The following is a 25,246-nucleotide window of genomic DNA, read 5'->3' on the forward strand; positions in this document are numbered from 1 at the left end:
AGCGTACCCACCAATTGGCATAGTTTCACATATTATAAAAATAATGTTAGAGGTCGTGTCGAAAAATATTTTTTTGGTACTTCTCCAACGGCTCAAACCGTTGGTATATCAATATTTATAGAGGGAGGAAATTTATGTATTATCAATACGACTACTCCACTTATTTTCAACAAATTTACCAACAGTTAGAAGCACAACAAAGTAAAATTGACGAACTAGAAGAAACCATCGATATCCTCCTTGACGAGATCAGTACGCTAAAAAATCAAGCATCACAACAACCAGGAAAAATTGAATATAAATTTGATCAATTAAAAGTAGAAAGACTCGAAGGAACCTTAAATATCGGAATCACTCCTAACGGTGGAGTTGAGCCTAATTCTATTGACGATTTCACAGTAAACCGAAACAATATAGATGTACCCGTCGTCCAACAGCAACATCCAAAGTTTTATGAAAATATCAAAAAGAAAGTTTATGATTATTTGAATAACGGGTGTTTCGATGCGATGAAATCTTTAGAACAACATTATAATTACCAGCTTGATATCCCCTATCGTAATTTCATTGTTGAAGATATTAAAAAGCAAATCGATAAGCGAATTCAATATTATTTAAAAGACGTTAACCTTCAAGACGAAAGTGAAGAAGCTTTGAAGCAAATCGAGGAAACTACCGTCAATAATGTTATCAATGATATAAACCGAACAATGGAAGAATTTATTAAACACTTACCTCAGAAAGGAGAATAAACATCTATGAATTTTACTGTCGTAAACCACAACATTTCTGTCGGTAATATCGACGTTGGTGGGGTTTCATCAGCTTCCATTTTTTTAGTCGGAGATACTGATACGATTATCTTATCATGTGTCTTTGATACTCCACCTGAATCGTTAATCATTGGCCCATTTGTGCCGCTTGCACCGGAATAAGGTGGTTCAAATGACAAGAAGAACTTCAGTAGTCGACTACTCAAGAGTTATTAACGTCAGTTTAAGTTCAATTTTTCATATTGGTGATTCAGTTCAAGTAACTCCTGTCGCTTGGGCTATTGCTGTACAACGGCAACTTCAACTTTTTTATGGCGATGAAGGGAACTTTTTACAGTTTCCAATGTTTACGATGGAGCTTCCACAACCGACGATCCAAGAGCCAATTACAGTAAATAGGTACAATGCTTCATCATTCATTAAAGTAAATCGTATTCACGTTACAAGTGTAGCGGCAGGTAGCGTCCATCAAATTGGTTCAACAAACTATATTAATTCAGAATCTAGAATTAAGCATATTAGGCAGTTTCATAGAGATCCGAACATGGAGTAATAGCATTTGTCACGCATTGAAGTACATTCACATAAAATAAATATTAATTAAATTGAAAAGGGTGTTTTTATGCCTGCAATTGTTGGTGGACCTTTCAAAATTAACGATAATGGTGGTGTCATAAATTTCGGGGATACATTAAATATATCTCCAAAAAGCACATCAAAATCTGTGTCCGGATCAGGATCGATTAGTTCAGGGGATTTTGTCATTTCAAATAACGGTATTAATGTAAATAATACGCTTGACCCTGATTTAGCAGATCAAAATGTAGGAGCGAATGTATAAATGATAGAGTTTATCTAAATGATAGACTTTGTCATTTATTACTTTAACTATTTTCAGGTGAAAAGTGGTGAATTTTTATGGATCGTGACATGATGGAGTGGATGAAGCCATTTCAAAAAACGTTTGACCAAGACTTTTTCAGAAACTTTAACCATCTTTTTGACAATAATGAACAGCAAAACAAGAATGTAAAAGTCAATCTTTACGAAGGTCACAATGAAATGCTTTGCATCGTATTCTTACCTGGAATTGAAAATGTGGAGGATATCTCATTAACCGTTCATTTGAACACGATAGAAATAAAGGGCAAATTAGATGTCCAATTTGACAACTTTACATTAACTCAAAAAGAGTTTGATAATGGCGACTTTAAACGAACGATCCAGCTTCCTTACGTGGTTCGCGAGGACAAAGTTGATGCCACTTATCGGAACGGTTTATTAATTATTCACCTTTATAAACAAATGTCTAGCAAACAAAATGAACATCGAATTAATATTAAGCATATCGATGAATGAACCGCCTACCAACTAGCATGTAAAAAGTGGATGATTTCCTTCACTTCGCCGTGACCTTCTATCGAATCTCAGACGCTCGTTCAGGAAATCATCCGCTTTGCCTTTTTCAGACAAACCCCTTATTCTGGTACCACAAGAACAATATACAGATTTCGGTGTTTTCTTTCTAACTATTTCCTAACCAACAAACCAACTATAAAAAACAAAGAGAGTCCCCGTGTTCATTCATTAGCTGACACTATATCGGGACACTCTCTTTGTTTTTTTATCTTATTTCTTCTATAAACTCCTCTAACCATTCATACCTTACCAAACCACGATATACTTTTACAATCACACCATCACGGTCGATAACATATGTAAACGGAATGCTATCAATATTGTAAAGTGTCGAGACGACCCCTCTTCTTTCTTCGTTAGGTTGGTCAACGAACGTCGGGAAGTCAACACCAAACTCTTCCATGAATTCATCAGCATCTTCAGGACTTCTTTCTTGTAGTGCTAAATTAACCCCAACAACTTTTACGCCCTTGCCTTTATAATTATTTGAGAGTTCGATCAATTCTGGCATTTCTTCTCTACACGGCGGACACCACGATGCCCACAAATTTAAAACGACAATATCTCCTCTAAATGAAGATAATTCAGCTTCTTCCCCTGTATGCCATAAAGGTAGCGTAAAATCTGGAGCAATCATCCCTTCTTCTGCTCCAACTCTAGGTTGCGTAGTAGCAACAACATAAGCAATTAAACCTACTGCAACTATGAATACAATTAAACTCGTTAATCTCTTATTAATCACATTTACCCTCCCAATAAATAACCAATTTCAAAACGTTTATTTAATGAAATTCATCCTATTGTTGTTTTAAATTTTTGCCTATAATATATACTCCCTATACTATAACTAATTTCGTTCATTAATGATATATATGAAAATAACAATTTTGATACAGAATTTTAAAAAACTTTCAAGAAATATGTAAAAAATGAGGGTGTCCCTAAACAAAGTGTCAGACACTTCAGGGACACCCTCACTTTTTCAGAAAACTCTTTTTAGTAACCGTAACCTACGTACGAAGCACCGATAATTACTAAAAGAATGAACAATACTACGATTAACGCAAATCCTGCACCTAAAGTGTGAGCCATGATTCAACACTCCTTTTCGTCTATTTGTGGAGTTTTTCTCCACCCACGATTACTATATTCATCCAAGGATAAACGTGATTAGACGAATGTGGAGTTATTTCGCCCAGATTTTTTATACTATGAGGGAGCATCAAGATTCCCCTTTGTTAATTTCTTTTTAAAAATAAACCCTAATAAAAAAACGATAATCGGTACAGCGAATGTAATCGGCATCGCAACCCGTGGCCAATAATACGTTAATAAATCCATTGCTCGAATATGGTCATTTACAACCCAATAACCAAAAACACCTAAAATCACTGCAACCGGAATCAATAAAAAATTTAAATTGTTCCCCCCAATGATATGCTTCGCTGAAATCGATGCACATAATAAGCACATCATTACTTGGATAAGAGCTGAAATGGCGAAAAAAATAACCATGATTAATTCATAGCGGTGGACAAATAAACCAATCTCCGCACTTCGAGCCATTTGCATACAAGCGACAATATATTGTCCGGCCACTTCAGGAGATAAAACACCAACCTCTAAGATCGGCCACATTAAAATAAATCCACCACCTAGAATTAGGGCTTTCGTCGAATATTTCATCCATTTTTCTTTTTGCTTGACCATTGGTAAAATAATCGCAACCATTAAAGTGGCCATCGCCCAATCCGCATTGTGGTGCTTTGTTACTTCTACTGCATTGAAGAATCCATTTCTTAACACAGGTAAAAAAGATTCGATTTCGAAATAATCTAACGAACCTAAAAGGAGAAGAATATTTAAAACAATAATTGAAAAAACCCCTAAAACAGCAAGCCGTGCAATTACTTCAACTCCTTTCATTATTCCATATACACCAACAATTGTAACAAGTGCAACGAAGATATACGTAGGTACTTCAGGTAAGAAATAATCCATTAGATGATAAACAACTGTAATCATGATGCCACCGTATGCACCGAGAAAGAAGGTAAACATTAACAGCGCAATAAGCTTCTCGCCCCACTTTCCAACTAATAGCTTTGTCTGTTCTAAAATATTTTTTTCAGGAGTACGCTTGATGATTAATACTGTCAATGACATGATTAATAAGCCAAATAATGTAGAGAAAATAGTGACGATCCACATATCTCCCCCAGCTTGTCTAGCGATAATCCCTTGAGTGACTCCAATCGCTTTGGCGTATACTATATTAATGATAATTGCCAGTAACATTGCGTTTGAAATTTGTGATTTCATCATTAATCCTTACCTTTTCTCGTTGGATTTTCTAACAATTGCGGATTATTTAACTCCACTTTTACGTTTACTTTCACTTCGATCTCTGGAAATATTTCATCCCAATCATCTTTTAAGTCATTCCAATATTGAGGATATTTCGCTTGAAAAGCCCTTCCTAACTTTATCGCATCTACTTTAAATTCTTTTTGAACTTTTTCAAGCATCACTTCGATATCTTTCTTAATGTAGGCTGCAACGTCAGATTCAAGATCCTCCATAACTTCTGAATGTTCAAGCTCTGTTGGACACCCTAGTTCCACTAAATCAGTTACTGTTTCAACCGTTGCTATAAAACTTACTTTCCCATTTTTATAGTTCGGTGTTAATTGAAAGCGATTATCTCGTAATTCTACACTTACAGGGCCTTCTTCGTCAGGGCATGATAACGGAATAATCGCATTACCTACATCTTCTACAAACCATAAAAAGCCGCGACTTTCCCTCGGATTTAACCTCCCGACCATTTGATCATCACGAAATACTGCGATTCCTGACAGTTCGATTTGGGGGATACTACCGAACTCTTTCGGATTTTCAGGATCAACCCCTCGTGAACGAAGCCGAACCATCGCTAAATAAGGGTGAACGTGCTCTCCTATATATGAGGCCGACAAAGACATGACATCAGTTCTTGGCGCTTCAGCAACTATCGGACTGTAGCGAAATAATCGATCTAATGATCTACCAGGAATAACTTCAAGCCCTGTTTTCACAGCCACTACTTCATTTGCTTTTTTCTCTGTAACAACGATCCATGTTCTCATACGGAGTTCATTATTTCTCGTAAAAAAATCAATAACATCAACAATTCCATCTCTAGCGACTTCCTCACTTATCACAATAATCGCATTATGCCCCCAATAAATTCTTCGTGAGGAAAAGCGAGCTAAGTTTCGAATCGCTTCAAAAATGGTTTTCCCTTCTCCTGTTGCCGTCCAAATTGGATCACCTTCCGTTCCACCAACCCCTGCATCACCCCTGGCATCGGCAGGCCTCACCACTTGAGCAGTGACCCAAATTTCTCCGTTTTCAGCTTTATCGACCCCTACAGCCATTACCATAGCAAGATCATCGATTTCCTCTTTTCCGAATAAGCCAACACAAAAAAGTAATGATAAAAAAGTACAACAAATCATGATTTTCTTCATTGTTTTAATACCTACTGAATTTCACAATGCTAATTATGCTCCATCTAGTTGAGAACGATTTAAATAAACTAAATGGAGCATCCTAGTGAGCTAAATAAAAATTATGAAATTCATTTACCTTTCTCTATTTTTCCGGTGATGGTTTTTGGTTTTCAGATTCCCTTTCAGGCTCATCTTTGACATCTGCAGGTCGTTTTTCTTTTGCCCACCAAGGTGCGCGAAAAAGCGTATCTTTTTGATCAGAACTACTAAATGGAAAAACAGGAGCTAAGTATGGTTCACCGAATGAGCGTAAAGAAAGCGCATGAATTAGAACAACAACAAAAATCGTCGCAAAACCTAATAGACCAAGAACTCCTGATGCAATCAAAATTGGAAAACGAATCAGGCGAATGGAAACTGATGCAAAGTAATTCGGGATTGCAAAAGAAGCAATACCGGTCGTAGCGACGACGATGACCATTATCGGTGAAACTAAGCCAGCCTCCACCGCAGCTTGCCCTATAATTAACGAGCCCACAATACTAACAGCTTGACCAATTTGCTTTGGCATACGTAATCCTGCTTCACGCATTAATTCAAACGCTAATTCCATGATCAAAGCCTCTAATAAAATGGGTAAAGGAACAATTTCCCTACCGGCGGCTATCGTTATTGCCAATGGCGTCGGAATCATCTCTTGATGAAACGAAACGAGCATCACAAAAAGAGAAGGTAGCGTCAAACTAATGATGAAAGCTATGTAGCGAATGAAGCGAAAAAATGACCCCATCCAATATTGCGTATAATAATCATCACTCGTATTTAAAAACGTCCAAAAATGAGTTGGCACTAATAAAACGAACGGTGTATTATCGACAAAAATCGCTACTTTTCCTTCATAAATACCAGCGGCTATTTTATCAGGTCGTTCTGAACCTTGGACTGTCATAAAAGGTGAATTAGGAGCATCATCAATAAATTCTTCAATATAATTGCTTTCTAAGATAGCGTCTATTTTTATTCGGTTTAATCTCTCTAAAACTTCGTCAACTAATCCTTCCCGAACAACCCCGTCAATATATGCGATGGCGACATCCGTTTTCGACCTCTTGCCTATTTGCAACGATTGCAGCCGAAACATTGGATCCCTTATTCGTCTTCTTACTAAAGCCGTATTAGCACGAATCGACTCTACAAACCCATCACGCGGGCCTCTTATGACCGTATCAGATTGTGGCTCCTCGATCCCGCGTGTATCCCAGCCTTGTGTAGCTAAAACAAAACACTGAACACAGTGATCAACAAATAAAACAGTATTTCCAGCAAGTAATTCATTAATAACATCTTGAAACGTTGATACTTTATTGATCGAAGGAATTAATAATAGTTTTTTTGTTAAGGCCGTCGCAATTTCTTCACTTTTGGTTAATTCACTAAGAAACTGTAAATCACGATTATTATTTAATAACGGCGCTAATACAGTTTCTTCTATTTTGGTCTCATCTACTAATCCATCGATATAAATTAAGGTTGCTTCAAATGTATTATTGTTCATAATAAAAAAATCACGCTTAACTACATCTGAAGAATTACCTAAAAGCTTCTCAATCTCATCGAGGTTTTGTTTTAATCTTACAAAAACGTCTTGCTCTAGCTGCTTTGTTAGATCCACCTTATGTAAGCTCCTTTTATAAAGTATCCAAAATTGCATTTTATTTCTGTATAGTTATCTCCAAAATATGGGCAAAATATTTTCGAACTTAAATTTATAAAAAAGGAAGTTGACGATGTGGCTTTTTAATAGTTGGATTTATCAAAATATCTTAAATACTGAGTGGTTTATGTGGGGAATTGTGATCACTGTTTTTGGCTTTAATTTTCTTTCTCCAATCATTATTTTTTTCGCTTTATCTGAAAAGAAATTGCACTTGAATTTTAAAAAATGGATAAAAGACTTAAAAAATAAGAGCCAAACTACTGGCTCTTGAAAGGGTATAATACTGATGTTTATCTCTTTTATTCAAAGTAGGTTAGATATACAACGTCTAGATCTTGCTACTACTGATTTCCCTCCTTAAACATCACTCTCTTTGGAATTTCAAGCAAAGCTCTTACGGTGATTTTCACTCCAAATACCGCAAATAATGAATGAACCCATGTCCATTTTAATCTGTTAAATTTTAATAAATCCGTTTTTCTTGCTGCCCATATCTCGTATGTCGATTGAGGGATACCGAATAGTAGTAATTTACCAATTATTCCTGGTAATTTCGAATGGTAACTTGATTGGCAATACCAAACCGATAAATAAGGACAAATTAAAAGATCATAAACGATGTTTATTTTAAACTGTTTTGAAGCAAGCCGTTTCGGATACTTAAGGTATTTTTTACCGACTAAAAACGAGTCAAGTAATAAATTTAATACCCCATTAAAGAAGAAAAATGGAACCCAAAGTTTCGCTGTTGGCTTTCTAACTAAAGTTGGAATAAATAAAACTCCTAGGATTATAGCCAATCTTAATACAAATCGTTCGATCATTGTTTACACCCCTTTATTTGTAGAGTGTACAATTAAAAAGGTTTTATAATAAAAATTTTAAGCAAGTAATTTCCACAAACGCTTTAGTCCACTAAACGTTAGCAAAATCGGGCAAAAATTTTGACGTTTGGTAAATTTAACCATAAAGAAAAACCCTTGTATACCAAGGGTTTCAGCGTTTTTATGTATGGTGACCCGTACTGGACTTGAACCAGTGACCCCTTGCCTGTCAAGCAAGTGCTCTCCCACTGAGCTAACGGATCGCATTTAATATAAAAGAATTATAATCTTTAAATTATGTTTTGTCAATATCCCTCCTCGCTACAATTAATAACGTATCGAGGAGGGACTTGCTCATTCATCAAATGTATACCGAACCACATACTTTTCTTCTGCTAATTGGCGTATCTCTACCCAAGGAGGGATTTCATAGCCATTATGCCAATTATCTTCGAGTTTTGCTTTTAAGCAGCTAGCTTGAAATTTTGATTGAAAAATTTGTTTCCAGTAAATCCAACGAGTAATTTTCATGAACCACATCTCCATAATAATAATAACTATATTATTACCATTATTGATACTTTATACATACAATACGATCATGACGGAAAACTCAAAACTAACTTATCCAATCTGTTCTTCTTGATCGCGTCTTCTAATCTCTTCTTCCCGTAATTTCTCTTCTTTATCTCGAATTCTATGCGCTAAACGACTTGACGCATTCGCTGCTATACTGCAAATTAAATCATCTAAAAATGTGTTGATCTGATTTCCTTTTTTATCTAACTCTTTAATAATCCCGATCTTTTCTTTATCTAAATAGCCAAAAGTCGTTACTGCTATACTTCCATACCCAAACACACTACCTAGCGCGACAGTCTCATCAACCCCAAAAAGACCTTCATCCATAGCGACAATCGATTGTAATGGCTCAGATAACTTTCCTTGTTCAGCTAATTTATCTAACTCAACACCTACTAAAATCGCATGTTGAATTTCTCGTTTTCCTAAAACCGCATCTACACTTTTTACACAATCTTCAATCGTTAAAGTGTCTGTATAAGCTACTTGCATCTTATAAACGATTTCAGCAATATCTAGTAATTCCACTCCTCGTTCAATAAGTAAATCTCTTGCTGCTTTTTCAACTACATGACAATGCACTGGTTCTTTATATTTCATACAACCTCTCCTCTGTCCATTTCTGAGTCAATATTTCCTATTTTACCATATTATATGCAACTCAACATATCATTCTACTTTACGTGAGTGAATTTCATAATTACAAAATGAGCCACACCACGCAACTATATATTGATCTTAGTGGCGAGAATAATGAATTATGAAATTCATTGACGTAGTTAATATTTCGTTTTTAAAAATAAAACATGTTATATTAAATATATGGACAATGTATCATCGTTAAGGAGGTTTATACGAAAAAATGAAAGGGAACATTACTGACAATTACATCGATAGCCGTTTTTTACAAGAAAAAATCAATATGAAATTATATTTGCCAGAAAACTACTCTCCACTTTATACGTATCAACTACTTATTGCTTTAGACGGTGATGATTATTTACAAAAAGGGAAGCTCCCATCTTTAGCTAGTGAGCTCATCGAAAATAAAGAAATGGAACAAACGATCATTGTGATGCTTCCGTATCATTCGATAGAGGATCGCTATGATAAATATCATCCAAATGGCACAAAAAACAAGCAATTTATTCGTTTCCTAGCTGAAGAATTAGTTCCTTTTATTGAGGAGAGCTATAAAACCTATGAACTCCCTTCAGCGCGCACATTATTAGGAGATTCTCTAGCTGCTACTGTAAGCTTACATTCAGCTTTCGAATATCCATATACATTTGGACAAGTCATTGCTCAATCTCCTTATATAAATGCGACAACAATGGAGAAGCTTCAGTCCATCCGTCATCACGAAATGCTAAGACTTTATCACGTCATTGGTGATAAAGAAACTTCTGTTGAAACGTCAAAAGGAAATACGAAAGATTTCTTAACACCTAATCGCGCATTTCATAAATTATGTGAACAAAAAGGAATCGACGTGTTTTATGACGAATTTATTGGAGAGCATACTTGGTTTTATTGGCAACAAGACTTAAAACGGGCACTTTCACGGATGCTGTCATAACCACTTTTTTGCTATAATAAAAAGAAAAATTTATTATTAATTTAGGAGGGAACGATCATGAAATACGGAATAGCTATTTTTCCATCAAAACAACTACAAGATGTTGCTAATTCTTTACGTAAGCGCTACGATACTCATTACGCACTTATTCCACCTCATATCACTTTAAAAGAGGCTTTTAACGTTGAGGATAGTGATTTAAATAATGTTGTAGCTGAGATCAAAAAAATCGCTAGCAAAACAACGCCATTCTCTTTAAATGTATATAAATACAGCTCTTTTAGCCCTGTAAGTAACACGATTTATATGGGTGTTAAAGAAAATGAAGAGTTACTTCACCTTCAAAAGGAATTAAATAGCGGAAACCTAGACCAAGAAGAGAAATACCAATTTGTACCACATATTACGGTCGGACAAGACATGGACGATGATGAATTTCATGATGTTTTAGGTAGATTACGAATGGAAACGATTAACCACGAAGAAATTTGTGACCGCTTCCAACTTTTATATCAGTTAGACAATGGCTCTTGGACGGTTTATGAGACATTCCGCCTTGGAGGGGAAGCGTAAATAATGAACATCGTACTTGTAGAAACTAACCCCCAACTAAATGATGCATATTCAGTTCGGGTGAAAGTATTTGTTGAAGAACAAAAAGTTCCACCAGAGGAGGAACTAGATCAATTCGATGATAAAGCGATGCACTTTGTCGTCTACGATAACGCAACACCGATTGGGGCCGGGCGCCTTCGTGAACTTGATGGTTACGGGAAAGTAGAAAGAATTTGCATTGATGCTGACTATCGTGAAAAAGGCATCGGCAAACTTTTAATGGAAAAGATCGAAGCCGAAGGGGCAAAACATGGATTTTCTGCGTTTAAGTTAAATTCACAAGTTCAAGCAATAAACTTTTATCGTAAGCTCGGCTACGAGGTCAGTTCTGGCGAATTTTTAGACGCTGGCATTCCTCACGTGACCATGAAAAAACATATATAGCACTTTTATAAAAAGTGATAAGCGTTGGCTTATCGCTTTTTTGTGTGTACATGTTGGTTTGTTGGTTTGTTGGAAAGGTTAGTGCCCGTTTTTTACATGGTAGGTATTAACGATTGATTGTCATGTTTTGTATGAAAATAAAATGACGGTCGACTTTTCCGAACAAGCCTCTAAAGCCGGAACGGATTTACAGCGCAGTGAGGGAAATCGACCGGATTTTTTCATGTTAGATGGTGACGAATTATCGTCATGAGCGTTTTGTATGAAATTCTACTAATAACGTCATAATAAGAACAAATAAACCGGAAATCTGCTTAATTAAATCCTCTACTATGAAAGGATTTTTCAGTATGAATAAAAGAAAAGTTGTCATTTTTTCAGTTTCATTTGGAAATGGACATAATCAAGTTTCTAATGTATTAATTAAGCAATTGAAAGCAAAACATTATGACGTTGAAGTAGTTGATACATTTGATGCGATTAACAAGCTATTCCATAAAGTGGTTCTAGACAGCTATTTACATTTACTTCGGTTTCGACCTACTTTATGGGGAAAGCTTTATCAATATTCTGAGGAGCACCCAGATTCCATCTTTTTAAAACAATTCAACGCATTTTTAACGAACAAACTATATCGAACTTTACAAGGAAAATGTGCAAATATTATTATAACCACCCACCCAATTGCGACAACGTTACTTGCAAATGTAATTAGAAAAAAGCAACTTCCTATACGCCTTTATGCACTATTAACGGATTTCGCTGTTCACCCAATGAGTGTCCACCCAGAAGTTGATCGTTATTTCATCGCTTCTGAACACTTGCTTTATTATGCAAATTTATACAAGTTAGATGAACAAAAGTTTCACCCTACGGGAATCCCAACTTTTAAAGAAAACATCCAAAGCTACTCTAAAACTGAGTGGAGAAAAAAACTTCATCTCAATGAGAAGATGAAAACGATATTAGTCGCAGGAGGCGGAGTTGGATTAGCAAAATTCACTAAAATCTTATCAGGCTTGGAGGCATATCAGGAGAAATTACAAGTCATTTGTGTCACGGGTGATAATAAAAGGGCGAAGCTAAAAATAGAACAGATGCAAAGTAAACACCATATTCGTGTCCTAGGTTTCACTAATTTATTTATGGAATATTTAAAAGCAAGTGATGTTATCATTTCAAAAGCAGGCGGTGTCACGATGTCTGAAGCTCTCGTTTGTGAAACACCGATTCTTATCTTTCAACCTTTGCCAGGTCAAGAAGAGCAAAACAGTCAATTTTTAATGAATTATGGTGCGGCTATCAAAGCAGAAGTACTAGAAGAAATCCCAGTTTTATTAGAGCGTATTATCTTTAACAAATACTACAATAAAATGATGCAAGAAAATGCCCATAAATTAAAACCGAACAACGCAGCTACGGCAATTTCTAATGTCATTGAGACAATCGATGCTAGAGAACAGAAAATAACCAATGAAATTTATCCATTAGAAAAAATCCGGGTACCTTCTCCTTCATAACGGAGCTGTCCCAGAAGTGTCAGATCACTACGCGTTACTACTAAATATAGACGTATAGATAGTATTCCGACTATATTTAGTTACCTAACTGGGTCTGACACTTGGTTTTTGAAAGCCCCATTCTGAAAATTTCTCTCCTTTAAAAAATCTTTTAGCTTCAAAAAAATAGAGGGCTTCCCCCCCTCTATACAACCTCATCAATATAAGTTCCTTTCCCTGTCAACTCACTGAGTACTTGACTCCTTTTTTGCTTTTTATTCTGCTTCTCGTCATTTGCTTTATAATATTTATAACTGTCATTGAAAGCTTCCTTCTCTTGTTCCGATAAAACTCGATGAAATTTCCCTTTCGAGACTGGTGATATTTGCTTAATACTACGGTGAGAGTGAATGCTGCGATTGCCGTACTGAAATGATTGCTGATCCCGAACTGGTGGAACGTACCCCATTTCATCACCCCCGAATTTATTGGTAGTTATTGTTAAGCCATTTCGTTTATGAGAGAACTATGTTGAGGATATCTTTTCGTCATAATGACTTTACTTATTTAATACCCGGTTTTTAATTTTAAAAAACAGTTACTATATTATTCTATGCTCTCTTCCCTTACATGTTTCTCTTTTTTTTGCTATAGTGGTTTAGTAGTTTAATGAATTTCATAATTCAATCTCATCGCCATTAAGTATCTATATGTAGTCAAGCTGAAGCTCTCGCAACTACATATAGTTTAATTTGGCTCAATTTAGGTAATTTTGAAATTCACTCTATTGATTTTAAGTATGTTCATTAAGTGGGGGTTTTCATGAAAATTGCATTATATAAAGATCAAATGATCCATTTAACAAAAATCGAGCGTGATCAATTGCAAAAGATATTTTTAGCTAGTCAACGTGGAGAACTTTCTTGTCCGTGTTGCCATCAAAGTGTAAAGCTGAAAATTAGTATTCATGAGCCACCTCTTTTCATACATCCGAGTCAAACATTTAACTGTGATGAGGCAATTAAAGCATTAGAAGAAAAACACGAAGCGACTGTCAACCACTCAGTTGGAAGCTTTACACTCCCTTCAAAACGTGAAATTAACGGTGGCGTAGCGATGCTACATAAGACGAATGATACTGTAACCGGATGGAAAAATCCTTATGAGATACGAAGCATTCCACCTTTTAAAAACCATCAAACCTCTTCCAGTGAACATAAAAAATACGATGTTGACGATAGTCAGTGGGAGGCTATTTCAACGACCGAGGGACCACTTCTCGTTTTAGCAGGAGCAGGAAGTGGAAAAACACGAGTTCTTACAACACGAACGGCGTACATGTTAACGGAAAAGAAAATTGCTAGTAACCGTTTATTGTTAGTGACATTTACAACAAAGGCTGCTAAAGAAATGAAAAAAAGGATGGCTTCATTTTCTGGGATTACCGAGAGAGATTTACAAACACTCGTCGTTGGTACTTTTCATAGTATTTTTTACAAAATGCTCATGCACCATCAAGGGGCTTTATGGCAACCAAACAAACTACTAAAATCGGACTGGCAACGAGAACAAATCATAAAAGAAGCTTCAAGAGAACTCGGAATTGACGAAAAGGAGTTCGCCTTCGATCAAGCCTTATCCCAAATAAGCTATTGGAAAAACCATATATTAAAACCATCAAAAGTACGAGCTGAAACCGATTGGGATGAAAAAGTAAAAATATTATATGAACGTTATGAACAGACGAAACAAGCAACACAGCATTTTGACTTTGACGATATGTTACTCGGCTGTTACGAACTATTAATTGACAATGCGTCATTACTGGAAAAATATCAGCAACGTTTTTCTTATATTTTAGTGGATGAATTTCAGGACATTAATAAAGTTCAATATGAGATTATTTCGCTTTTAGCAAAAAAAACACAAAACTTATGTGTTGTAGGTGATGATGACCAATCGATTTATAGTTTTCGAGGAAGCGACCCATCCTATATATTAAATTTTGAAACTGACTTTCCTAAAGCAAAAATCGTGACCTTAAATTGCAACTACCGTTCGCATCATTCGATCGTCTCGAGTGCTACAAACGTCATTACGAACAATAAAAAGCGAAAAACGAAGAAAGTTGTAGCAATGACTGAGAATATGAAACGACCGCTTCAATTTTATCCTTTTGATGAGGAGGAAGAAGCGACGATGATTGTTACTGATATTAAGGAGAAAATTGAAAACGGGGCACGGCCTCGTGATTTTGTCATCCTTTATAGGACGAACTCCTCTGCTCGAGCGATTTTCGAACGACTCGTTGCCTCTAGCCTCCCCTTTTATTTAGAACAAGATGGAGAAGCTTTTTACAGGAGAAGAACGGTTCGAAAAGCGCTAGCCTACTTGAAGCTAAGTCTTTATCCTGATGATCAAGAAGCGATTAAAGAACTATTAGGCGCAATGTTTATTAAACAATCAAGTTTACGTGATTTAAAAGCTCTATCGATCTTGCACGATTGTTCGTTGTTAGAGGCGATGACGAAGCTGACCGATATTCAAGTTTTTCAACAAAAGAAAATAAAAAAGATGATCCCTCTTTTCAAGCAGCTACGTAATTTTTCAGCTGTTGAAGCGCTTGAATGGGTTGAAAAAGAAATGGGCTTAAGTGACTACATTAAGAAAAATGGAAATGAAGGAAACGTGATCGACAAAGGCTCTGATGATTTGCGTGACTTAAAAGTTGCGGCAGCCAGTCACGACCGTGTTAGTGATTTTCTCATTCACGTTGACCATATGATTGCTAAATCGAAAGAGCTTAAAGGGCGACCGGAAAATGAGGATAGTATTCAGTTAATGACCGTACATCGAGCGAAAGGGCTTGAGTTTAAGACCGTCTATATCCTAAGTGCTGTCGAAGGTTCCCTCCCTCACGATTATTCGCTAGAAGCCTACCGTGAAGGTGATTTAACGCCACTTGAAGAGGAGCGTCGTTTAATGTATGTAGCTGTTACTCGAGCGATGGAAAACTTATATATATCGATCCCCCAAAAGCGACGCGGCAAGAGGGCTCATCCATCAAGATTTATTCGGGAAATGAATACGATGATATAAGAAAAGCGCAAGCGCCCTCCTTTCGGTGAAAACCAGTGGAAGACCTGCCCGTAGCGGTCGGGGTTTAGACCGCGAGGCAGGTCTGAAGTGGTCGAGCCGATTGCGCCTGCTCCTGCGGTTACTCGTCGCACCAAAACATCTGCTCCTGCGGTTACTCGTCGCACCAAAACATCTGCTCCTGCGGTTACTCGTCGCACCAAAACATCTGCTCCTGCGGTTTCTCGTCGCAAAAGAAAGTCTGACACCATTAGGCACCAAATATAGACGGATAATAAATTAATACGTCTATATATTTAGTAAGTTCTACATGGTGTCAGACACTTATAGACAGCCTTTTACACTTTTTTATTTATATCCAAGACCAACCACGCTTGTTAGCATCCTCTTCTACCTTTTCTTTTGTTACTTCTTCTGTCGTTGGTTCTACTTCTGAACTGGGACTAGGGATTCTTTTTGCAAACACAAGGTCATCCCATGCTGAAAGTGGATGATGGAATGCTTGCTGTTCTTTCTTTTGAGTAACCTCCTCTTCCACTTCCATTCTTTCTTGTTTAACTTTCTCCACCTTTTTAGCTCTTTTCTTTTTCATGACTTAATTTCCTCCTTACTAAGAACAAAATTGTTTTTTCATTCGTAGTACCGAATAAACGATAACCTATATTAACCTATGTTATTACTTTATCTCTGTGTGGGCATATGTACATAACCATTTTTTAACCTACTATTTCCGATAACATTAAAAAGTTACGACACAAATTGTACTAAAATAAATTGTAATTTTAGGTAATAATGGAACACATTAAGAATGCTTCGTCCATATTCTAATTAATATAGGTCTTAACTAAGAGGTGAGAGAGATGGAAAAACGAAAACGTGTTTCTGCAATAACTCCTTCAAAAAAGAAACCGATAAAAAGTAGCTCCCAAGTTCACGTAGTTTCTTCAGGCCTTAAATCAAAAAAAGCCCGAGGTGGCTGCGGCTCATGCGGGAAAAGAAGAATTAAATAACCTATAAAATCTATATAACGAAATACGAGGCGCTCCTATTAGTGTCTAACACTTTCTTTTGGAGCAGCCTCTTATTTTTTATTAATTATTTTTATTCTGTTGTTTTATTGACCGTAAAAACCATGAATCCGAAGTATCTCCTTCTCCCTTCACATGAACGGAGCTTCGTTTACCTTCAAATTGGCCTTTCTCCTTTTCAGTTCTATGGGCTTCTACTAATTCTTTAAGCTTCTTAACCTCTTCTTCCTGAGTCTCTATAGTCTTTTGAAGGTTACTATTTTCTATTTTTAACAATTCATTTTCTTCTTTTACTCCTTCATGTTCTTCGGTTAAGCTCTTAATTTGTGCTGTCAATTCTACATACGTATCATTAAATCCAGAACTTTTCTCAATTAGCCCCTTAACATGGGCTTCTATTTCATCTTTAACATTCTTTAATTCAGCACATTCTTTTTCTTTATCTGCTAACGAGTTCTTTAATTCTGTAATTTCATTATTTAATTCATCAAGTTGATTATAATGATAATTGTTTTGATATTTTACAACAATATCTTTGTATCGAGAAAGCTCCGCTTGTAAGTGAATGATTTTTTGTTTAAGCTGCACATTGTCTAGTCTACTCGTTGATTTCTGTTGCAAATCTCTTGACATGCTCTCTTCACCCCTTTCCATATTTCTGTCCTCTTACCATATATATGTGACAAACGCCTATTTTTGTATATTTTTTTTAAAAAGTTGATTTTCACCCATGTACTCCTGCACAATTCCTAGGGAAATACATAGTATGAATTAGTCAAGTATTAATACCTATTTTTGAAAGGAGATATACGCTACTATGGCTAAAGAAAAAGAAAAGTTATGTATCCGCGTTGATAAGGTTTATGACTGGATTACACGGGAAATTCATAAAGATTTTTGTTTTGAAGGACCAGAGGGATTAGCAAAATTAGGGTTTAATGGTGACCCAGATTGCGTTTACCCTGGAGTTGACCCTTGTGCAGTATTCCCAGAAGATGCAACTCTTGAAGTAAAATGTTTCCCAACTGATGCAGCGGGGAACAAAATTGATGTCGATGACATTAAAGTGGCTCAAGTTGGCGAACGTCAAGATGTATTTGTAGAAGATCTAGACACAACATTACAATTAGTTCGCTTAAAAACGACTGGCCATTTCGTTATTCAAGTAACAGCAGTAGAATGCGGTAAAAAAGTTTTAGGTGTATTAGAATCTAAACCACAACCATTCTGCATCATCGACAAATATTTACTTTGCGCTCCAGAAGGCACTGAAATCAATGCTCACATTTACTACTTCGAGTGTGAAGGAACATTAACATGTGAAAATGGCGAATTTGAGCAACTTGCAGCAACTTTACTTCTTTGTCAATCAGTTCAAGTAGAAGCAGAAGTAAAAGTCGAAGTCGAAGGAAAGATTTGTCAACCGCGTGAGGAAATCATTGCACCTATTTCTGTATGCCCTGACATCACATTCCCACCACAATGCCCAGAAATTTTCCCACCAAGAAAAAAGTGCTAGAAAAATGATTATGAAGCAAGCTAGGTCACTTCGATCTAGCTTGCTTTTTTCGTTACAATCCCTTATAGAGACAAAGGATCGAGCATACATATGTCTTATAACCTGTTTTAATAAAGCCTCTTGTCTACATTTTAAAGCTGGAAAGGAGTAGATCACCACAATGAATGAAAATAGTAAAAAGAAAAAGCGCTCATTAAGTTCTGCTGAACTACGCCAAAAAGTCATCTACTATCAGTCTGAAGCTGCCAAATATAAATTCCTTTCAGATAAATACGAAATGTTATTATCTCAAGCTTTACAGTCAACCCCAATTTCTGAAGAAGCCACCACTGAATTAAAAGTCGCACAGGAGAATGAAGAAAGAGTTGAATGTACTTCCTATTTTAATTACTCATTTATTCAAGAAAAAGATGAACCACCTTTAATTTACGGAAGCTTTGTGATCAAAAACAGTGGAACCGCCTCACTCAATACACCTATTATTTGCTTAAAAACAAACGAGGCAGATGACGTGACCATCGGTGGAAAGATTGGCGAGGTCGACAACTCCGGCGATAAATTAATGGGTTCTTTTGAAACATGGACTTACGTACACCATGATTGGCGGAAGAAATGGATAGAAGATGGAGAACTATGGTTAAGACCGAAAGATACAGCCTATATCGACCCTGGAGAAAAATTATCTTTTTCAGGTTTTGATATTAATTTTAAAAACTCTAACTCGTTAAAACCGATCACCATTGACGGTTTCTGTTATTTCGAACAACTAACTGCCGGTGCTAAATCACTAAATAGTATTTCAATTACAGTGTAGACAGAAAATCAGAAGCATATAAATGCTTATTTTATTGGAGGTTTAAATGATGGAAGATAAAACGATACAGCCGTTAGTAAGTATTATCATTCCTTGTTATAACTATGGCAAATATATTGAAGAAGCAGTTCAATCCGCTTTAGACCAAACATATGAAAATATTGAATTGATTATCGTAAACGATGCTTCAACAGATCCCTTTACTATTGATATACTCGAAAAGCTTAATCATCATTCAAAATTAACAATTATTCATCACGAATCAAACAAAAAGTTGCCTGCTGCTAGAAACACTGCTATTAAAGCAGCTTCAGGCAAATACATTTTACCAATTGACGCTGACGATAAGGTTGATCGTACAATCGTTGAAAAAACAGTTGAAGTCTTAGAAGAAAGGGCAGATGTAGGTTTTGTTTCAGTTGGTATCCAATATTTTGGAGCAATAAATAAAGTTTCCATTCCTAGCCCATTCAATTTAAAAACATTGCTTTATCGAAATATCGTTTCAGTCACTTCATTATTTAGAAAAGAGGCTTGGGAACAAGTTGGTGGATATAATGAGAAATTTATTTACGGATATGAAGATTGGGAGTTCTGGTTAAACTTAGCAAAACATGGTTGGCATGGTGTCTTAATTAAGGAACCTCTATTTCATTATCGAAAACACGGAAAAAGCATGATTGATGATGCTGTTAAGAAACATTTGAAAATCGTTAGTCAAATCATCAACATTCATTCTGAACTATATAATGAAACTAAAATAACACACGAAGAAGAAAACCTAATAAAAAGGTGATAAAATAAACTTTTGAAACTAACTTTCTAAGTTTAGACCCATAACAAAATATAGAGGGTGGGACAAAACAAAGTGTCAGACACCGCTAGACACCGAATATAGACATATGATAAATCTTTACGTCTATTTAGTAGAATCCGCGTGGTGTCAGACACTTTTGTCCCACCCTCTTATATTAATTTACTTACTATCGCCTCAATAATCGAGGCAACGGTAGCTATCGATAAAATTACAATGAGTGGCCCTGTTACAAAAGGAATAAATATATAAGAAAAGAAAAGAAATATTGAAGCCCATACTGCGACACACCAGTAACAACTTAAAAGTTCGCCAATCCAAAATTTTAAACCTGTTCCTTTAATGTTTAAATAAGTTTCAACCACTCCATTTTCATTCGTTTCTTCAATGATTTCATGAAATGGTTTACGAATAAACGTTGTGATCGTGTCGAAAACAATTAAACGTGTCAACCGAAACGAAGCTAAACAAAGTAATATAAATTCAAATACAGACAGTGAAAGCATTAGTACCACCCTTTAAATTAGACATAGAATATCTTATTAAAACTCAATGCCAAGAAGCAATATTTTTAATATTTCGACGTCACTAATTAAACACCGTTTACTTGAAAGCAGTAGTCAATGGACTTAGCTTTTATGAGAGCCTTTCTAAAAGATATGCCAAATACCCTTGTATCAAATATGAAATTTTTTCAAAAAAATAAGAGGCTGCCCCATTAGTATCTTTGTTTTTGGGCAACCACTTCAACAATTAACAGCAACAACAGCAACACGTACAACATTTAACGATTTTAAATTTCCTGCAACAACAACAATATTTTCTTTCATATTTACACGATGGCTTACAACAACAACAAACTTTTTTACAAATAAACTTTTTACCTTTCTTACACTTCTTTTTCTTTTTATCTTTTTTTTCGCTATAACACATACTCACCCCTCCTCTCTCCTGCTCTATATATCATATTAAAAAGAGGAAAAAGTGCTTGAACAATATACCTAAGGAAATGTTTTAATTGAGTGAATTTCATAATTACCTAAAAAGAGTCACATTAAACAATATATAGTGGCAAAATATTTTGGTGCAACTATATATTGACCTCAGTGACGAAAATATTGAATTATGAAAATTCATTAAATTACTTACAAATTTAAATAAAAAAATAGAAAATTAATACTATCCTTAATACTTGTACATATATATATGTAGAAATAAAGTTTAAAACCGGTCAACAAATCGCACCGAACTCACCTTGAGGAGGAATGTAGATGGGTATTCCTACTTTACCTAAACAAAGACATCGCCCTAACTTCGACGAGACAATGATAGATTTGATGGAATCAATAGCCAAAGAAGAGCTTGCCTTATCACAGTTAATCGCATCAGAATCAAACAAAATAAAAGCATTTGTCGGCAGAGAACTTGACTTTCCTACTTGCCCTACAACAACTGAAATATTGAACTTTAATTATTCAGTGAATAAATTAATGGATACAGTATTGATGAAAGAATGGCTTTTATTAAAAAAGCTAGAGACGGTTTCCCATATGAAATCAACTTTTAAATTGCAAAATGAATGTAAGGACGCATTTCGAGATGACTGTTGCGCAGATTGTGAAGATCATGTTACTTGTAGCGATGAAGAAGATCACTGTTCATGTACTGATCATGAAGTAGTCGAAGAAGATCAATGCTCATGTACTGATCTTGAAATGGATGTAGAAGATCAATGTGATGAAAACTGTTCATGTGAAGATTTAGATGCTGATGTGGGTGGTGATGATCGTGAATAATCATTTTAGTGAATCTAATTATGCCAATGTTTTATTGCAACTACAACAATCATTAAATAGCTACTTAGAATCAATCCAACAATTAATCGAAGCCATTGAAAAATCGACTCTTAAAGAACAAAATAAAAACAGTGTGAGGAAGTCTATTTCAGCTACGATCACTACACTTCTGGAAGTTCAAAAAATTATTTATAAAAAGATACAAATTTTAATAAGCAACTTTGATTTAGGCGATGTATTTGATGAACAAACTTTTATTCACCCTTCCTTCAATCAAATTAAAAAGAAATCAAATGTTATTGAAGTAAATAAGGAGATTAATAACATGGAAAAATACCATTTCAAAAAAGAAAACCAATCGCAAAACTTTGTTTATTATAGAAGCGGGCAACCAGCACCACCTTGGAAAGCTGTCCACTTAAATAATAACTAGAAGGGAACAACTTTGCTCCCTTCTAGTTATTATTTTTTAGAACGATCGAAACTTGACCCATAAAGGTTTTTCATATTATTTAAGTATTACACCTTTACTTACACTTTGGCGGAATATCTAATACATCCTCTAATTTAAATTGTAACAACATTTCCTTTTTAATAACACTTCTTAACGTTCTTTCAACACTTCGGTTAATTTCTAATAAATCTTCAATGCAATCGGCTTTTTCTATTCCTTTCTGCAGCTTCTCCCCTTCCGCATTTAAAATGTGAGAAAGTCCGATTTCTTCTAACGCAATTGATGCTAAAAGTAAATTAATTACCTCTTCCCGTTCTAACTTAATTTCAGGCTTAATATCTGGAATTTCAGGTAACCCCATCTTCTCACCCCCTTTTCACACTGCTAATATATGAGGAGAAAAAGATGTCCAATAACCACTATTTTATAATTAAATTTACCTTTTTTCATACTTATTGTGGCATGCCTCCCTTCACCATCTAATATGTAAAAGCGGATGATTTCTTCTCTTCGCAGTGAAGCTACTGACCTCAATCACAGCATGTCAGGCTGGTTCTAACCAACAAACCACAAACCAACTAGCAAACTATTATATAAAAAAAGAGGAAAAACTCCAAAAGAAGTTTTTCCTCTAATAATCAATAATATTACCAAACGTAGGCTGAGCCTACGATTACTAGTAAGATGAACAACACAACGATTAATACGAAGCCATCTACTGGTTTATGCATATTGATCACCTCCAAACATCCATTTAGAGGCTAGCCCTCTTATTTATATTTATATGCATTGACAATAAAATTGGTTTAGACGTTTAAAATAAATTTTGTCGAATAGTTATCTTTTGTGTTTCGTGATTAACGATGGTTTCATTCTGTGAACAAACTTATTGTTAAGGTATTACTGTTTTTCCATTAAATTTTTTATGACTGTGGCCAATTGGGCTCTAGTTACGCTATCTCCTGGACGAAACGTTCCATCTTCAAACCCCTGCATAATTCCTTCTATTCGGACAAATTCAATAGCATCATACGCCCAATGACCACTTGTTACATCTTTAAACGTGTTATTACTGTCGTTGTCATTATTAGTTTCATCATTATTGTTATTATCATTTTCGTTAGCATCATCGCTATTGTCGTTTTCTCCAGTGCTACTAATTTTTAGAACTTCCTCGAGCTTTGCAAACGTCTTCGGCCCTGCTATGCCATCTATAGTGAGTCCATGCTTTTCTTGAAATGATTTTACCGCTGTCTCTGTTTCTGTTCCAAAATCACCGTCTGCTCCAAAGCGTGGGAGCTCTTCTCCGACTTTCATGAGATCTTCTTGAAGTTTCTTTACTGCGTCACCTTTATCCCCTCTTCTTAACATTGTTGTACTTTGCGGTATACCTCTTAGTTCATTTCTAACTTTATCCATATCAATTCCAGGACATTGGGTATTTTGACCAGAGAATTCTTTATGACCTAACACATCATTTGCAGAAAGGTTAAACCGATCAAGAGCTACATGTGCACGCTCATGCCAAGCTTTTTCTTGAGCATCAGAAAATGAACCACTACCAACTAAAGCTATATGATACGTAGAACTATTATGACCGCCAACACCATTAGTAACTACTGTTGGGTCATAGCAAAGTTGAACCGTTCCATCTCGTAGTATAATTTCATGATAACCACCAGTTGACCAACCGAGATCTTTCCAGCGATTATTCCAGAAGGTCCAAAAATCACCACCATTTGTTGCCGTATGATGACGAGCGACCTTTTTAATGTCTGACTCCGAACGTCGACTTGAGCGTTTCGGGGTTTCTTCACGAATGTCTTGAATATTCGACATACCCTTTTCCTCCTTTTTAACTCTCTATATAAATAATATGCGGTAATGCACTAAGGAGGTGAGAAAATCTTATAAAAAAAGCCTGTGAGCTGCTATTTTACAAATAGCATTCACAGGCTTTTTCTCAATTTATTTCATTAGTCCAATAACATTATAGCCACCATCAACATGTAGCATTTCGCCGGTAATTCCTCGTGAAAGGTCACTCATTAAGAATAGTGCAGCATCTCCGACTTCTTCTTGAGTAACTGTTCGGCCTAGAGGTGCACTAGCTTCAAACTCATCAACAACTTTATTAAAGTCCGATATTCCTTTAGCAGCTAACGTTCGAATTGGGCCAGCTGAAATGGAGTTTACGCGAATTCCTTCTCTACCAAGATCGTTCGCTAAATATTTCACACTAGCGTCTAAAGAAGCTTTCGCTACACCCATAACATTGTAATGTTTAACAACACGTTCTCCACCTAGATAAGTAAGCGTCACGATACTTCCACCTTCTGTCATTAATGGACGAGCAGCTTTCGTTACTGCAGTAAGTGAGTAAGAACTTATGTTTTGTGCTAAAAGGAACCCTTCACGCGTAGTTGCTAAATATTCGCCACCTAATTCATCTTTATTAGCATAGGCGATACAGTGAGCGACACCGTGGATCGTTCCAACCTCTTCTTTGATTGTATTAAAAGTTGCATCAATCTCTTCATCGCTTGAAATGTCACAAGGAATGACGAGTGAATCTTTTCTTTCTAAAGTTTCAGCTAAGTCTCTTACGTTTTTTTCCAATCTTTCTCCAGCATATGTAAAAATTAAGCGAGCTCCTGCTTTCGCTAATGATTGCGCAATTCCCCATGCGATACTACGTTTGTTCGCTACACCCATAACGACAAACGTACGATTTTCTAACGATAAATTCATCAAAAAATCCTCCTTTTATTTAAATGTATAAGTGCGTGTTCAAAAAAGAGGATAGTCAGAGCCGAGGAGGTCGAGGCGGCGAAGCTTC

The 25,246-nt window shown here is 35.9% G+C and carries 34 protein-coding genes and 1 tRNA gene; 18 read left to right on the forward strand and 17 right to left on the reverse strand.

Annotated features, from left to right (window positions below; all coding sequences use genetic code 11):
- Positions 1 to 134: 134 nt before the first annotated feature.
- From gerPC to BKP35_RS13295, 5 genes are all read left to right on the forward strand, one after another.
- Complete coding sequence (gerPC, locus tag BKP35_RS13275; RefSeq protein ID WP_071313851.1) at positions 135 to 752, forward strand: spore germination protein GerPC; 618 nt, start codon at positions 135 to 137, stop codon at positions 750 to 752.
- A 6-nt stretch (positions 753 to 758) separates the two neighbouring features.
- Complete coding sequence (locus tag BKP35_RS13280; protein WP_071313852.1) at positions 759 to 935, forward strand: spore gernimation protein GerPD; 177 nt, start codon at positions 759 to 761, stop codon at positions 933 to 935.
- A 10-nt stretch (positions 936 to 945) separates the two neighbouring features.
- Positions 946 to 1,326: a spore germination protein GerPE gene (locus BKP35_RS13285; protein WP_071313853.1), complete on the forward strand. Its 381-nt coding sequence runs from the start codon at positions 946 to 948 to the stop codon at positions 1,324 to 1,326.
- A 69-nt stretch (positions 1,327 to 1,395) separates the two neighbouring features.
- Positions 1,396 to 1,614: a spore germination protein gene (locus BKP35_RS13290; protein WP_071313854.1), complete on the forward strand. Its 219-nt coding sequence runs from the start codon at positions 1,396 to 1,398 to the stop codon at positions 1,612 to 1,614.
- Positions 1,615 to 1,691: 77 nt separating this feature from the next.
- Entirely contained in the window at positions 1,692 to 2,132 is a 441-nt protein-coding gene (locus tag BKP35_RS13295; RefSeq protein ID WP_084031653.1) for an Hsp20/alpha crystallin family protein, read from the forward strand.
- A gap of 265 nt (positions 2,133 to 2,397) precedes the next feature.
- Here BKP35_RS13295 and BKP35_RS13300 read toward each other — a convergent pair whose 3' ends face one another.
- From BKP35_RS13300 to BKP35_RS13340, 9 genes are all read right to left on the reverse strand, one after another.
- Positions 2,398 to 2,934 carry a TlpA family protein disulfide reductase gene (locus tag BKP35_RS13300; protein ID WP_084031654.1) on the reverse strand — a complete coding sequence of 179 codons (537 nt, stop codon included), beginning with the start codon at positions 2,932 to 2,934 and terminating at the stop codon, positions 2,398 to 2,400.
- A gap of 254 nt (positions 2,935 to 3,188) precedes the next feature.
- The gene (locus BKP35_RS18985; RefSeq protein WP_084031655.1) at positions 3,189 to 3,284 is read right to left on the reverse strand and encodes a YjcZ family sporulation protein; all 96 of its coding nucleotides are present in this window, start codon (positions 3,282 to 3,284) and stop codon (positions 3,189 to 3,191) included.
- Positions 3,285 to 3,401: 117 nt separating this feature from the next.
- A complete protein-coding gene (locus BKP35_RS13305) occupies positions 3,402 to 4,517 on the reverse strand; it encodes a GerAB/ArcD/ProY family transporter (protein WP_245741967.1) in 1,116 nt (371 codons plus the stop codon).
- Positions 4,517 to 5,704 (reverse strand): Ger(x)C family spore germination protein, encoded by a 1,188-nt coding sequence (locus BKP35_RS13310; RefSeq protein ID WP_071313856.1) that lies wholly within the window; start codon positions 5,702 to 5,704, stop codon positions 4,517 to 4,519. The genes BKP35_RS13305 and BKP35_RS13310 overlap by 1 nt, the downstream gene beginning before the upstream one ends.
- Positions 5,705 to 5,828: 124 nt before the next feature.
- Positions 5,829 to 7,358 carry a spore germination protein gene (locus tag BKP35_RS13315; protein ID WP_245741968.1) on the reverse strand — a complete coding sequence of 510 codons (1,530 nt, stop codon included), beginning with the start codon at positions 7,356 to 7,358 and terminating at the stop codon, positions 5,829 to 5,831.
- A gap of 386 nt (positions 7,359 to 7,744) precedes the next feature.
- Positions 7,745 to 8,227 (reverse strand): CBO0543 family protein, encoded by a 483-nt coding sequence (locus BKP35_RS13325; protein WP_071313859.1) that lies wholly within the window; start codon positions 8,225 to 8,227, stop codon positions 7,745 to 7,747.
- 188 nt (positions 8,228 to 8,415) lie between these two features.
- Positions 8,416 to 8,490, reverse strand: a tRNA-Val gene (locus tag BKP35_RS13330).
- Between the two features lie 91 nt (positions 8,491 to 8,581).
- Positions 8,582 to 8,758, reverse strand: a complete 177-nt coding sequence (locus BKP35_RS13335) for a hypothetical protein (protein WP_420534831.1) — start codon at positions 8,756 to 8,758, stop codon at positions 8,582 to 8,584.
- A 93-nt stretch (positions 8,759 to 8,851) separates the two neighbouring features.
- Entirely contained in the window at positions 8,852 to 9,409 is a 558-nt protein-coding gene (locus BKP35_RS13340; RefSeq protein ID WP_071313860.1) for a phosphatidylglycerophosphatase A family protein, read from the reverse strand.
- A 262-nt stretch (positions 9,410 to 9,671) separates the two neighbouring features.
- Here BKP35_RS13340 and BKP35_RS13345 point away from each other — a divergent pair, with 262 nt between their 5' ends.
- From BKP35_RS13345 to BKP35_RS13360, 5 genes are all read left to right on the forward strand, one after another.
- On the forward strand, positions 9,672 to 10,388 hold the full coding sequence (locus BKP35_RS13345; protein ID WP_071313861.1) for an alpha/beta hydrolase: 717 nt from the start codon (positions 9,672 to 9,674) through the stop codon (positions 10,386 to 10,388).
- Between the two features lie 57 nt (positions 10,389 to 10,445).
- Positions 10,446 to 10,961, forward strand: a complete 516-nt coding sequence (locus tag BKP35_RS13350) for a YjcG family protein (protein WP_071313862.1) — start codon at positions 10,446 to 10,448, stop codon at positions 10,959 to 10,961.
- Positions 10,962 to 10,964: 3 nt separating this feature from the next.
- Positions 10,965 to 11,387: a GNAT family N-acetyltransferase gene (locus BKP35_RS13355; protein WP_071313863.1), complete on the forward strand. Its 423-nt coding sequence runs from the start codon at positions 10,965 to 10,967 to the stop codon at positions 11,385 to 11,387.
- Between the two features lie 127 nt (positions 11,388 to 11,514).
- Positions 11,515 to 11,640, forward strand: coding sequence for a hypothetical protein (locus BKP35_RS20115; RefSeq protein ID WP_281244239.1), 126 nt, complete (start codon positions 11,515 to 11,517; stop codon positions 11,638 to 11,640).
- A gap of 97 nt (positions 11,641 to 11,737) precedes the next feature.
- Positions 11,738 to 12,907: an MGDG synthase family glycosyltransferase gene (locus tag BKP35_RS13360; RefSeq protein ID WP_071313864.1), complete on the forward strand. Its 1,170-nt coding sequence runs from the start codon at positions 11,738 to 11,740 to the stop codon at positions 12,905 to 12,907.
- A gap of 184 nt (positions 12,908 to 13,091) precedes the next feature.
- Here the strand turns inward: BKP35_RS13360 and BKP35_RS13365 are convergent, their stop codons facing one another.
- Positions 13,092 to 13,355 carry a hypothetical protein gene (locus tag BKP35_RS13365; RefSeq protein WP_071313865.1) on the reverse strand — a complete coding sequence of 88 codons (264 nt, stop codon included), beginning with the start codon at positions 13,353 to 13,355 and terminating at the stop codon, positions 13,092 to 13,094.
- Between the two features lie 353 nt (positions 13,356 to 13,708).
- Between BKP35_RS13365 and BKP35_RS13370 the strand changes: the two genes are divergently transcribed.
- Entirely contained in the window at positions 13,709 to 15,985 is a 2,277-nt protein-coding gene (locus BKP35_RS13370) for a UvrD-helicase domain-containing protein (protein ID WP_071313866.1), read from the forward strand.
- An 87-nt stretch (positions 15,986 to 16,072) separates the two neighbouring features.
- Positions 16,073 to 16,249, forward strand: a complete 177-nt coding sequence (locus BKP35_RS19625) for a hypothetical protein (RefSeq protein ID WP_169819225.1) — start codon at positions 16,073 to 16,075, stop codon at positions 16,247 to 16,249.
- An 85-nt stretch (positions 16,250 to 16,334) separates the two neighbouring features.
- Here the strand turns inward: BKP35_RS19625 and BKP35_RS13375 are convergent, their stop codons facing one another.
- On the reverse strand, positions 16,335 to 16,574 hold the full coding sequence (locus BKP35_RS13375; protein WP_071313867.1) for a hypothetical protein: 240 nt from the start codon (positions 16,572 to 16,574) through the stop codon (positions 16,335 to 16,337).
- A 268-nt stretch (positions 16,575 to 16,842) separates the two neighbouring features.
- On the opposite strand from BKP35_RS13375, the gene BKP35_RS19630 reads away from it, so the two are divergent.
- A complete protein-coding gene (locus tag BKP35_RS19630; RefSeq protein WP_169819226.1) occupies positions 16,843 to 16,992 on the forward strand; it encodes a hypothetical protein in 150 nt (49 codons plus the stop codon).
- Positions 16,993 to 17,073: 81 nt separating this feature from the next.
- Here the strand turns inward: BKP35_RS19630 and BKP35_RS13380 are convergent, their stop codons facing one another.
- Positions 17,074 to 17,664, reverse strand: a complete 591-nt coding sequence (locus BKP35_RS13380; protein WP_071313868.1) for a hypothetical protein — start codon at positions 17,662 to 17,664, stop codon at positions 17,074 to 17,076.
- 163 nt (positions 17,665 to 17,827) lie between these two features.
- Here BKP35_RS13380 and BKP35_RS13385 point away from each other — a divergent pair, with 163 nt between their 5' ends.
- The 3 genes from BKP35_RS13385 (at position 17,828) to BKP35_RS13395 (ending at position 20,139) form a co-directional block, all read left to right on the forward strand.
- Entirely contained in the window at positions 17,828 to 18,529 is a 702-nt protein-coding gene (locus tag BKP35_RS13385) for a BMQ_0737 family morphogenetic spore coat protein (RefSeq protein ID WP_071313869.1), read from the forward strand.
- 160 nt (positions 18,530 to 18,689) lie between these two features.
- On the forward strand, positions 18,690 to 19,343 hold the full coding sequence (locus BKP35_RS13390; RefSeq protein WP_071313870.1) for a hypothetical protein: 654 nt from the start codon (positions 18,690 to 18,692) through the stop codon (positions 19,341 to 19,343).
- 46 nt (positions 19,344 to 19,389) lie between these two features.
- On the forward strand, positions 19,390 to 20,139 hold the full coding sequence (locus BKP35_RS13395) for a glycosyltransferase family 2 protein (protein ID WP_084031657.1): 750 nt from the start codon (positions 19,390 to 19,392) through the stop codon (positions 20,137 to 20,139).
- Between the two features lie 170 nt (positions 20,140 to 20,309).
- Here BKP35_RS13395 and BKP35_RS13400 read toward each other — a convergent pair whose 3' ends face one another.
- Positions 20,310 to 20,663 (reverse strand): DUF1360 domain-containing protein, encoded by a 354-nt coding sequence (locus tag BKP35_RS13400; protein ID WP_071313872.1) that lies wholly within the window; start codon positions 20,661 to 20,663, stop codon positions 20,310 to 20,312.
- Positions 20,664 to 21,428: 765 nt separating this feature from the next.
- Here BKP35_RS13400 and BKP35_RS19865 point away from each other — a divergent pair.
- Together BKP35_RS19865 and BKP35_RS13410 are read left to right on the forward strand one after the other, a co-directional pair.
- The gene (locus tag BKP35_RS19865; protein ID WP_071313873.1) at positions 21,429 to 21,953 is read left to right on the forward strand and encodes an alpha-helical endospore appendage domain-containing protein; all 525 of its coding nucleotides are present in this window, start codon (positions 21,429 to 21,431) and stop codon (positions 21,951 to 21,953) included.
- Positions 21,946 to 22,386, forward strand: a complete 441-nt coding sequence (locus tag BKP35_RS13410; protein WP_071313874.1) for a hypothetical protein — start codon at positions 21,946 to 21,948, stop codon at positions 22,384 to 22,386. Before BKP35_RS19865 ends, BKP35_RS13410 begins: the two co-directional genes overlap by 8 nt.
- A gap of 94 nt (positions 22,387 to 22,480) precedes the next feature.
- On the opposite strand, the gene BKP35_RS13415 is transcribed toward BKP35_RS13410, so the two are convergent.
- From BKP35_RS13415 to fabI, 4 genes are all read right to left on the reverse strand, one after another.
- Positions 22,481 to 22,768, reverse strand: a complete 288-nt coding sequence (locus BKP35_RS13415; RefSeq protein ID WP_071313875.1) for an alpha-helical endospore appendage domain-containing protein — start codon at positions 22,766 to 22,768, stop codon at positions 22,481 to 22,483.
- Between the two features lie 286 nt (positions 22,769 to 23,054).
- Positions 23,055 to 23,138, reverse strand: a complete 84-nt coding sequence (locus tag BKP35_RS18995) for a YjcZ family sporulation protein (protein ID WP_084031658.1) — start codon at positions 23,136 to 23,138, stop codon at positions 23,055 to 23,057.
- Between the two features lie 169 nt (positions 23,139 to 23,307).
- Entirely contained in the window at positions 23,308 to 24,246 is a 939-nt protein-coding gene (locus tag BKP35_RS13420; protein ID WP_071313876.1) for a peptidoglycan-binding protein, read from the reverse strand.
- Between the two features lie 129 nt (positions 24,247 to 24,375).
- Positions 24,376 to 25,158 (reverse strand): enoyl-ACP reductase FabI, encoded by a 783-nt coding sequence (fabI, locus tag BKP35_RS13425; protein ID WP_071313877.1) that lies wholly within the window; start codon positions 25,156 to 25,158, stop codon positions 24,376 to 24,378.
- Positions 25,159 to 25,246: the final 88 nt, after the last annotated feature.

This window comes from Anaerobacillus arseniciselenatis, assembly GCF_001865995.1.
GTDB lineage: Bacteria > Bacillota > Bacilli > Bacillales > Anaerobacillaceae > Anaerobacillus > Anaerobacillus arseniciselenatis.

Bases quoted from the DNA above. Each gene is read 5' to 3' on its own strand.
- gerPC (WP_071313851.1), top strand. From the start codon at position 135: ATGTATTATCAATACGACTACTCCACTTATTTTCAACAAATTTACCAA.
- BKP35_RS13280 (WP_071313852.1), top strand. From the start codon at position 759: ATGAATTTTACTGTCGTAAACCACAACATTTCTGTCGGTAATATCGAC.
- BKP35_RS13285 (WP_071313853.1), top strand. From the start codon at position 946: ATGACAAGAAGAACTTCAGTAGTCGACTACTCAAGAGTTATTAACGTC.
- BKP35_RS13290 (WP_071313854.1), top strand. From the start codon at position 1,396: ATGCCTGCAATTGTTGGTGGACCTTTCAAAATTAACGATAATGGTGGT.
- BKP35_RS13295 (WP_084031653.1), top strand. From the start codon at position 1,692: ATGGATCGTGACATGATGGAGTGGATGAAGCCATTTCAAAAAACGTTT.
- BKP35_RS18985 (WP_084031655.1), bottom strand. From the start codon at position 3,284: ATGGCTCACACTTTAGGTGCAGGATTTGCGTTAATCGTAGTATTGTTC.
- BKP35_RS13305 (WP_245741967.1), bottom strand. From the start codon at position 4,517: ATGATGAAATCACAAATTTCAAACGCAATGTTACTGGCAATTATCATT.
- BKP35_RS13310 (WP_071313856.1), bottom strand. From the start codon at position 5,704: ATGAAGAAAATCATGATTTGTTGTACTTTTTTATCATTACTTTTTTGT.
- BKP35_RS13325 (WP_071313859.1), bottom strand. From the start codon at position 8,227: ATGATCGAACGATTTGTATTAAGATTGGCTATAATCCTAGGAGTTTTA.
- BKP35_RS13335 (WP_420534831.1), bottom strand. From the start codon at position 8,758: ATGAAAATTACTCGTTGGATTTACTGGAAACAAATTTTTCAATCAAAA.
- BKP35_RS13340 (WP_071313860.1), bottom strand. From the start codon at position 9,409: ATGAAATATAAAGAACCAGTGCATTGTCATGTAGTTGAAAAAGCAGCA.
- BKP35_RS13345 (WP_071313861.1), top strand. From the start codon at position 9,672: ATGAAAGGGAACATTACTGACAATTACATCGATAGCCGTTTTTTACAA.
- BKP35_RS13350 (WP_071313862.1), top strand. From the start codon at position 10,446: ATGAAATACGGAATAGCTATTTTTCCATCAAAACAACTACAAGATGTT.
- BKP35_RS13355 (WP_071313863.1), top strand. From the start codon at position 10,965: ATGAACATCGTACTTGTAGAAACTAACCCCCAACTAAATGATGCATAT.
- BKP35_RS13360 (WP_071313864.1), top strand. From the start codon at position 11,738: ATGAATAAAAGAAAAGTTGTCATTTTTTCAGTTTCATTTGGAAATGGA.
- BKP35_RS13365 (WP_071313865.1), bottom strand. From the start codon at position 13,355: ATGGGGTACGTTCCACCAGTTCGGGATCAGCAATCATTTCAGTACGGC.
- BKP35_RS13370 (WP_071313866.1), top strand. From the start codon at position 13,709: ATGAAAATTGCATTATATAAAGATCAAATGATCCATTTAACAAAAATC.
- BKP35_RS13375 (WP_071313867.1), bottom strand. From the start codon at position 16,574: ATGAAAAAGAAAAGAGCTAAAAAGGTGGAGAAAGTTAAACAAGAAAGA.
- BKP35_RS19630 (WP_169819226.1), top strand. From the start codon at position 16,843: ATGGAAAAACGAAAACGTGTTTCTGCAATAACTCCTTCAAAAAAGAAA.
- BKP35_RS13380 (WP_071313868.1), bottom strand. From the start codon at position 17,664: ATGGAAAGGGGTGAAGAGAGCATGTCAAGAGATTTGCAACAGAAATCA.
- BKP35_RS13385 (WP_071313869.1), top strand. From the start codon at position 17,828: ATGGCTAAAGAAAAAGAAAAGTTATGTATCCGCGTTGATAAGGTTTAT.
- BKP35_RS13390 (WP_071313870.1), top strand. From the start codon at position 18,690: ATGAATGAAAATAGTAAAAAGAAAAAGCGCTCATTAAGTTCTGCTGAA.
- BKP35_RS13395 (WP_084031657.1), top strand. From the start codon at position 19,390: ATGATGGAAGATAAAACGATACAGCCGTTAGTAAGTATTATCATTCCT.
- BKP35_RS13400 (WP_071313872.1), bottom strand. From the start codon at position 20,663: ATGCTTTCACTGTCTGTATTTGAATTTATATTACTTTGTTTAGCTTCG.
- BKP35_RS19865 (WP_071313873.1), top strand. From the start codon at position 21,429: ATGGGTATTCCTACTTTACCTAAACAAAGACATCGCCCTAACTTCGAC.
- BKP35_RS13415 (WP_071313875.1), bottom strand. From the start codon at position 22,768: ATGGGGTTACCTGAAATTCCAGATATTAAGCCTGAAATTAAGTTAGAA.
- BKP35_RS18995 (WP_084031658.1), bottom strand. From the start codon at position 23,138: ATGCATAAACCAGTAGATGGCTTCGTATTAATCGTTGTGTTGTTCATC.
- BKP35_RS13420 (WP_071313876.1), bottom strand. From the start codon at position 24,246: ATGTCGAATATTCAAGACATTCGTGAAGAAACCCCGAAACGCTCAAGT.
- fabI (WP_071313877.1), bottom strand. From the start codon at position 25,158: ATGAATTTATCGTTAGAAAATCGTACGTTTGTCGTTATGGGTGTAGCG.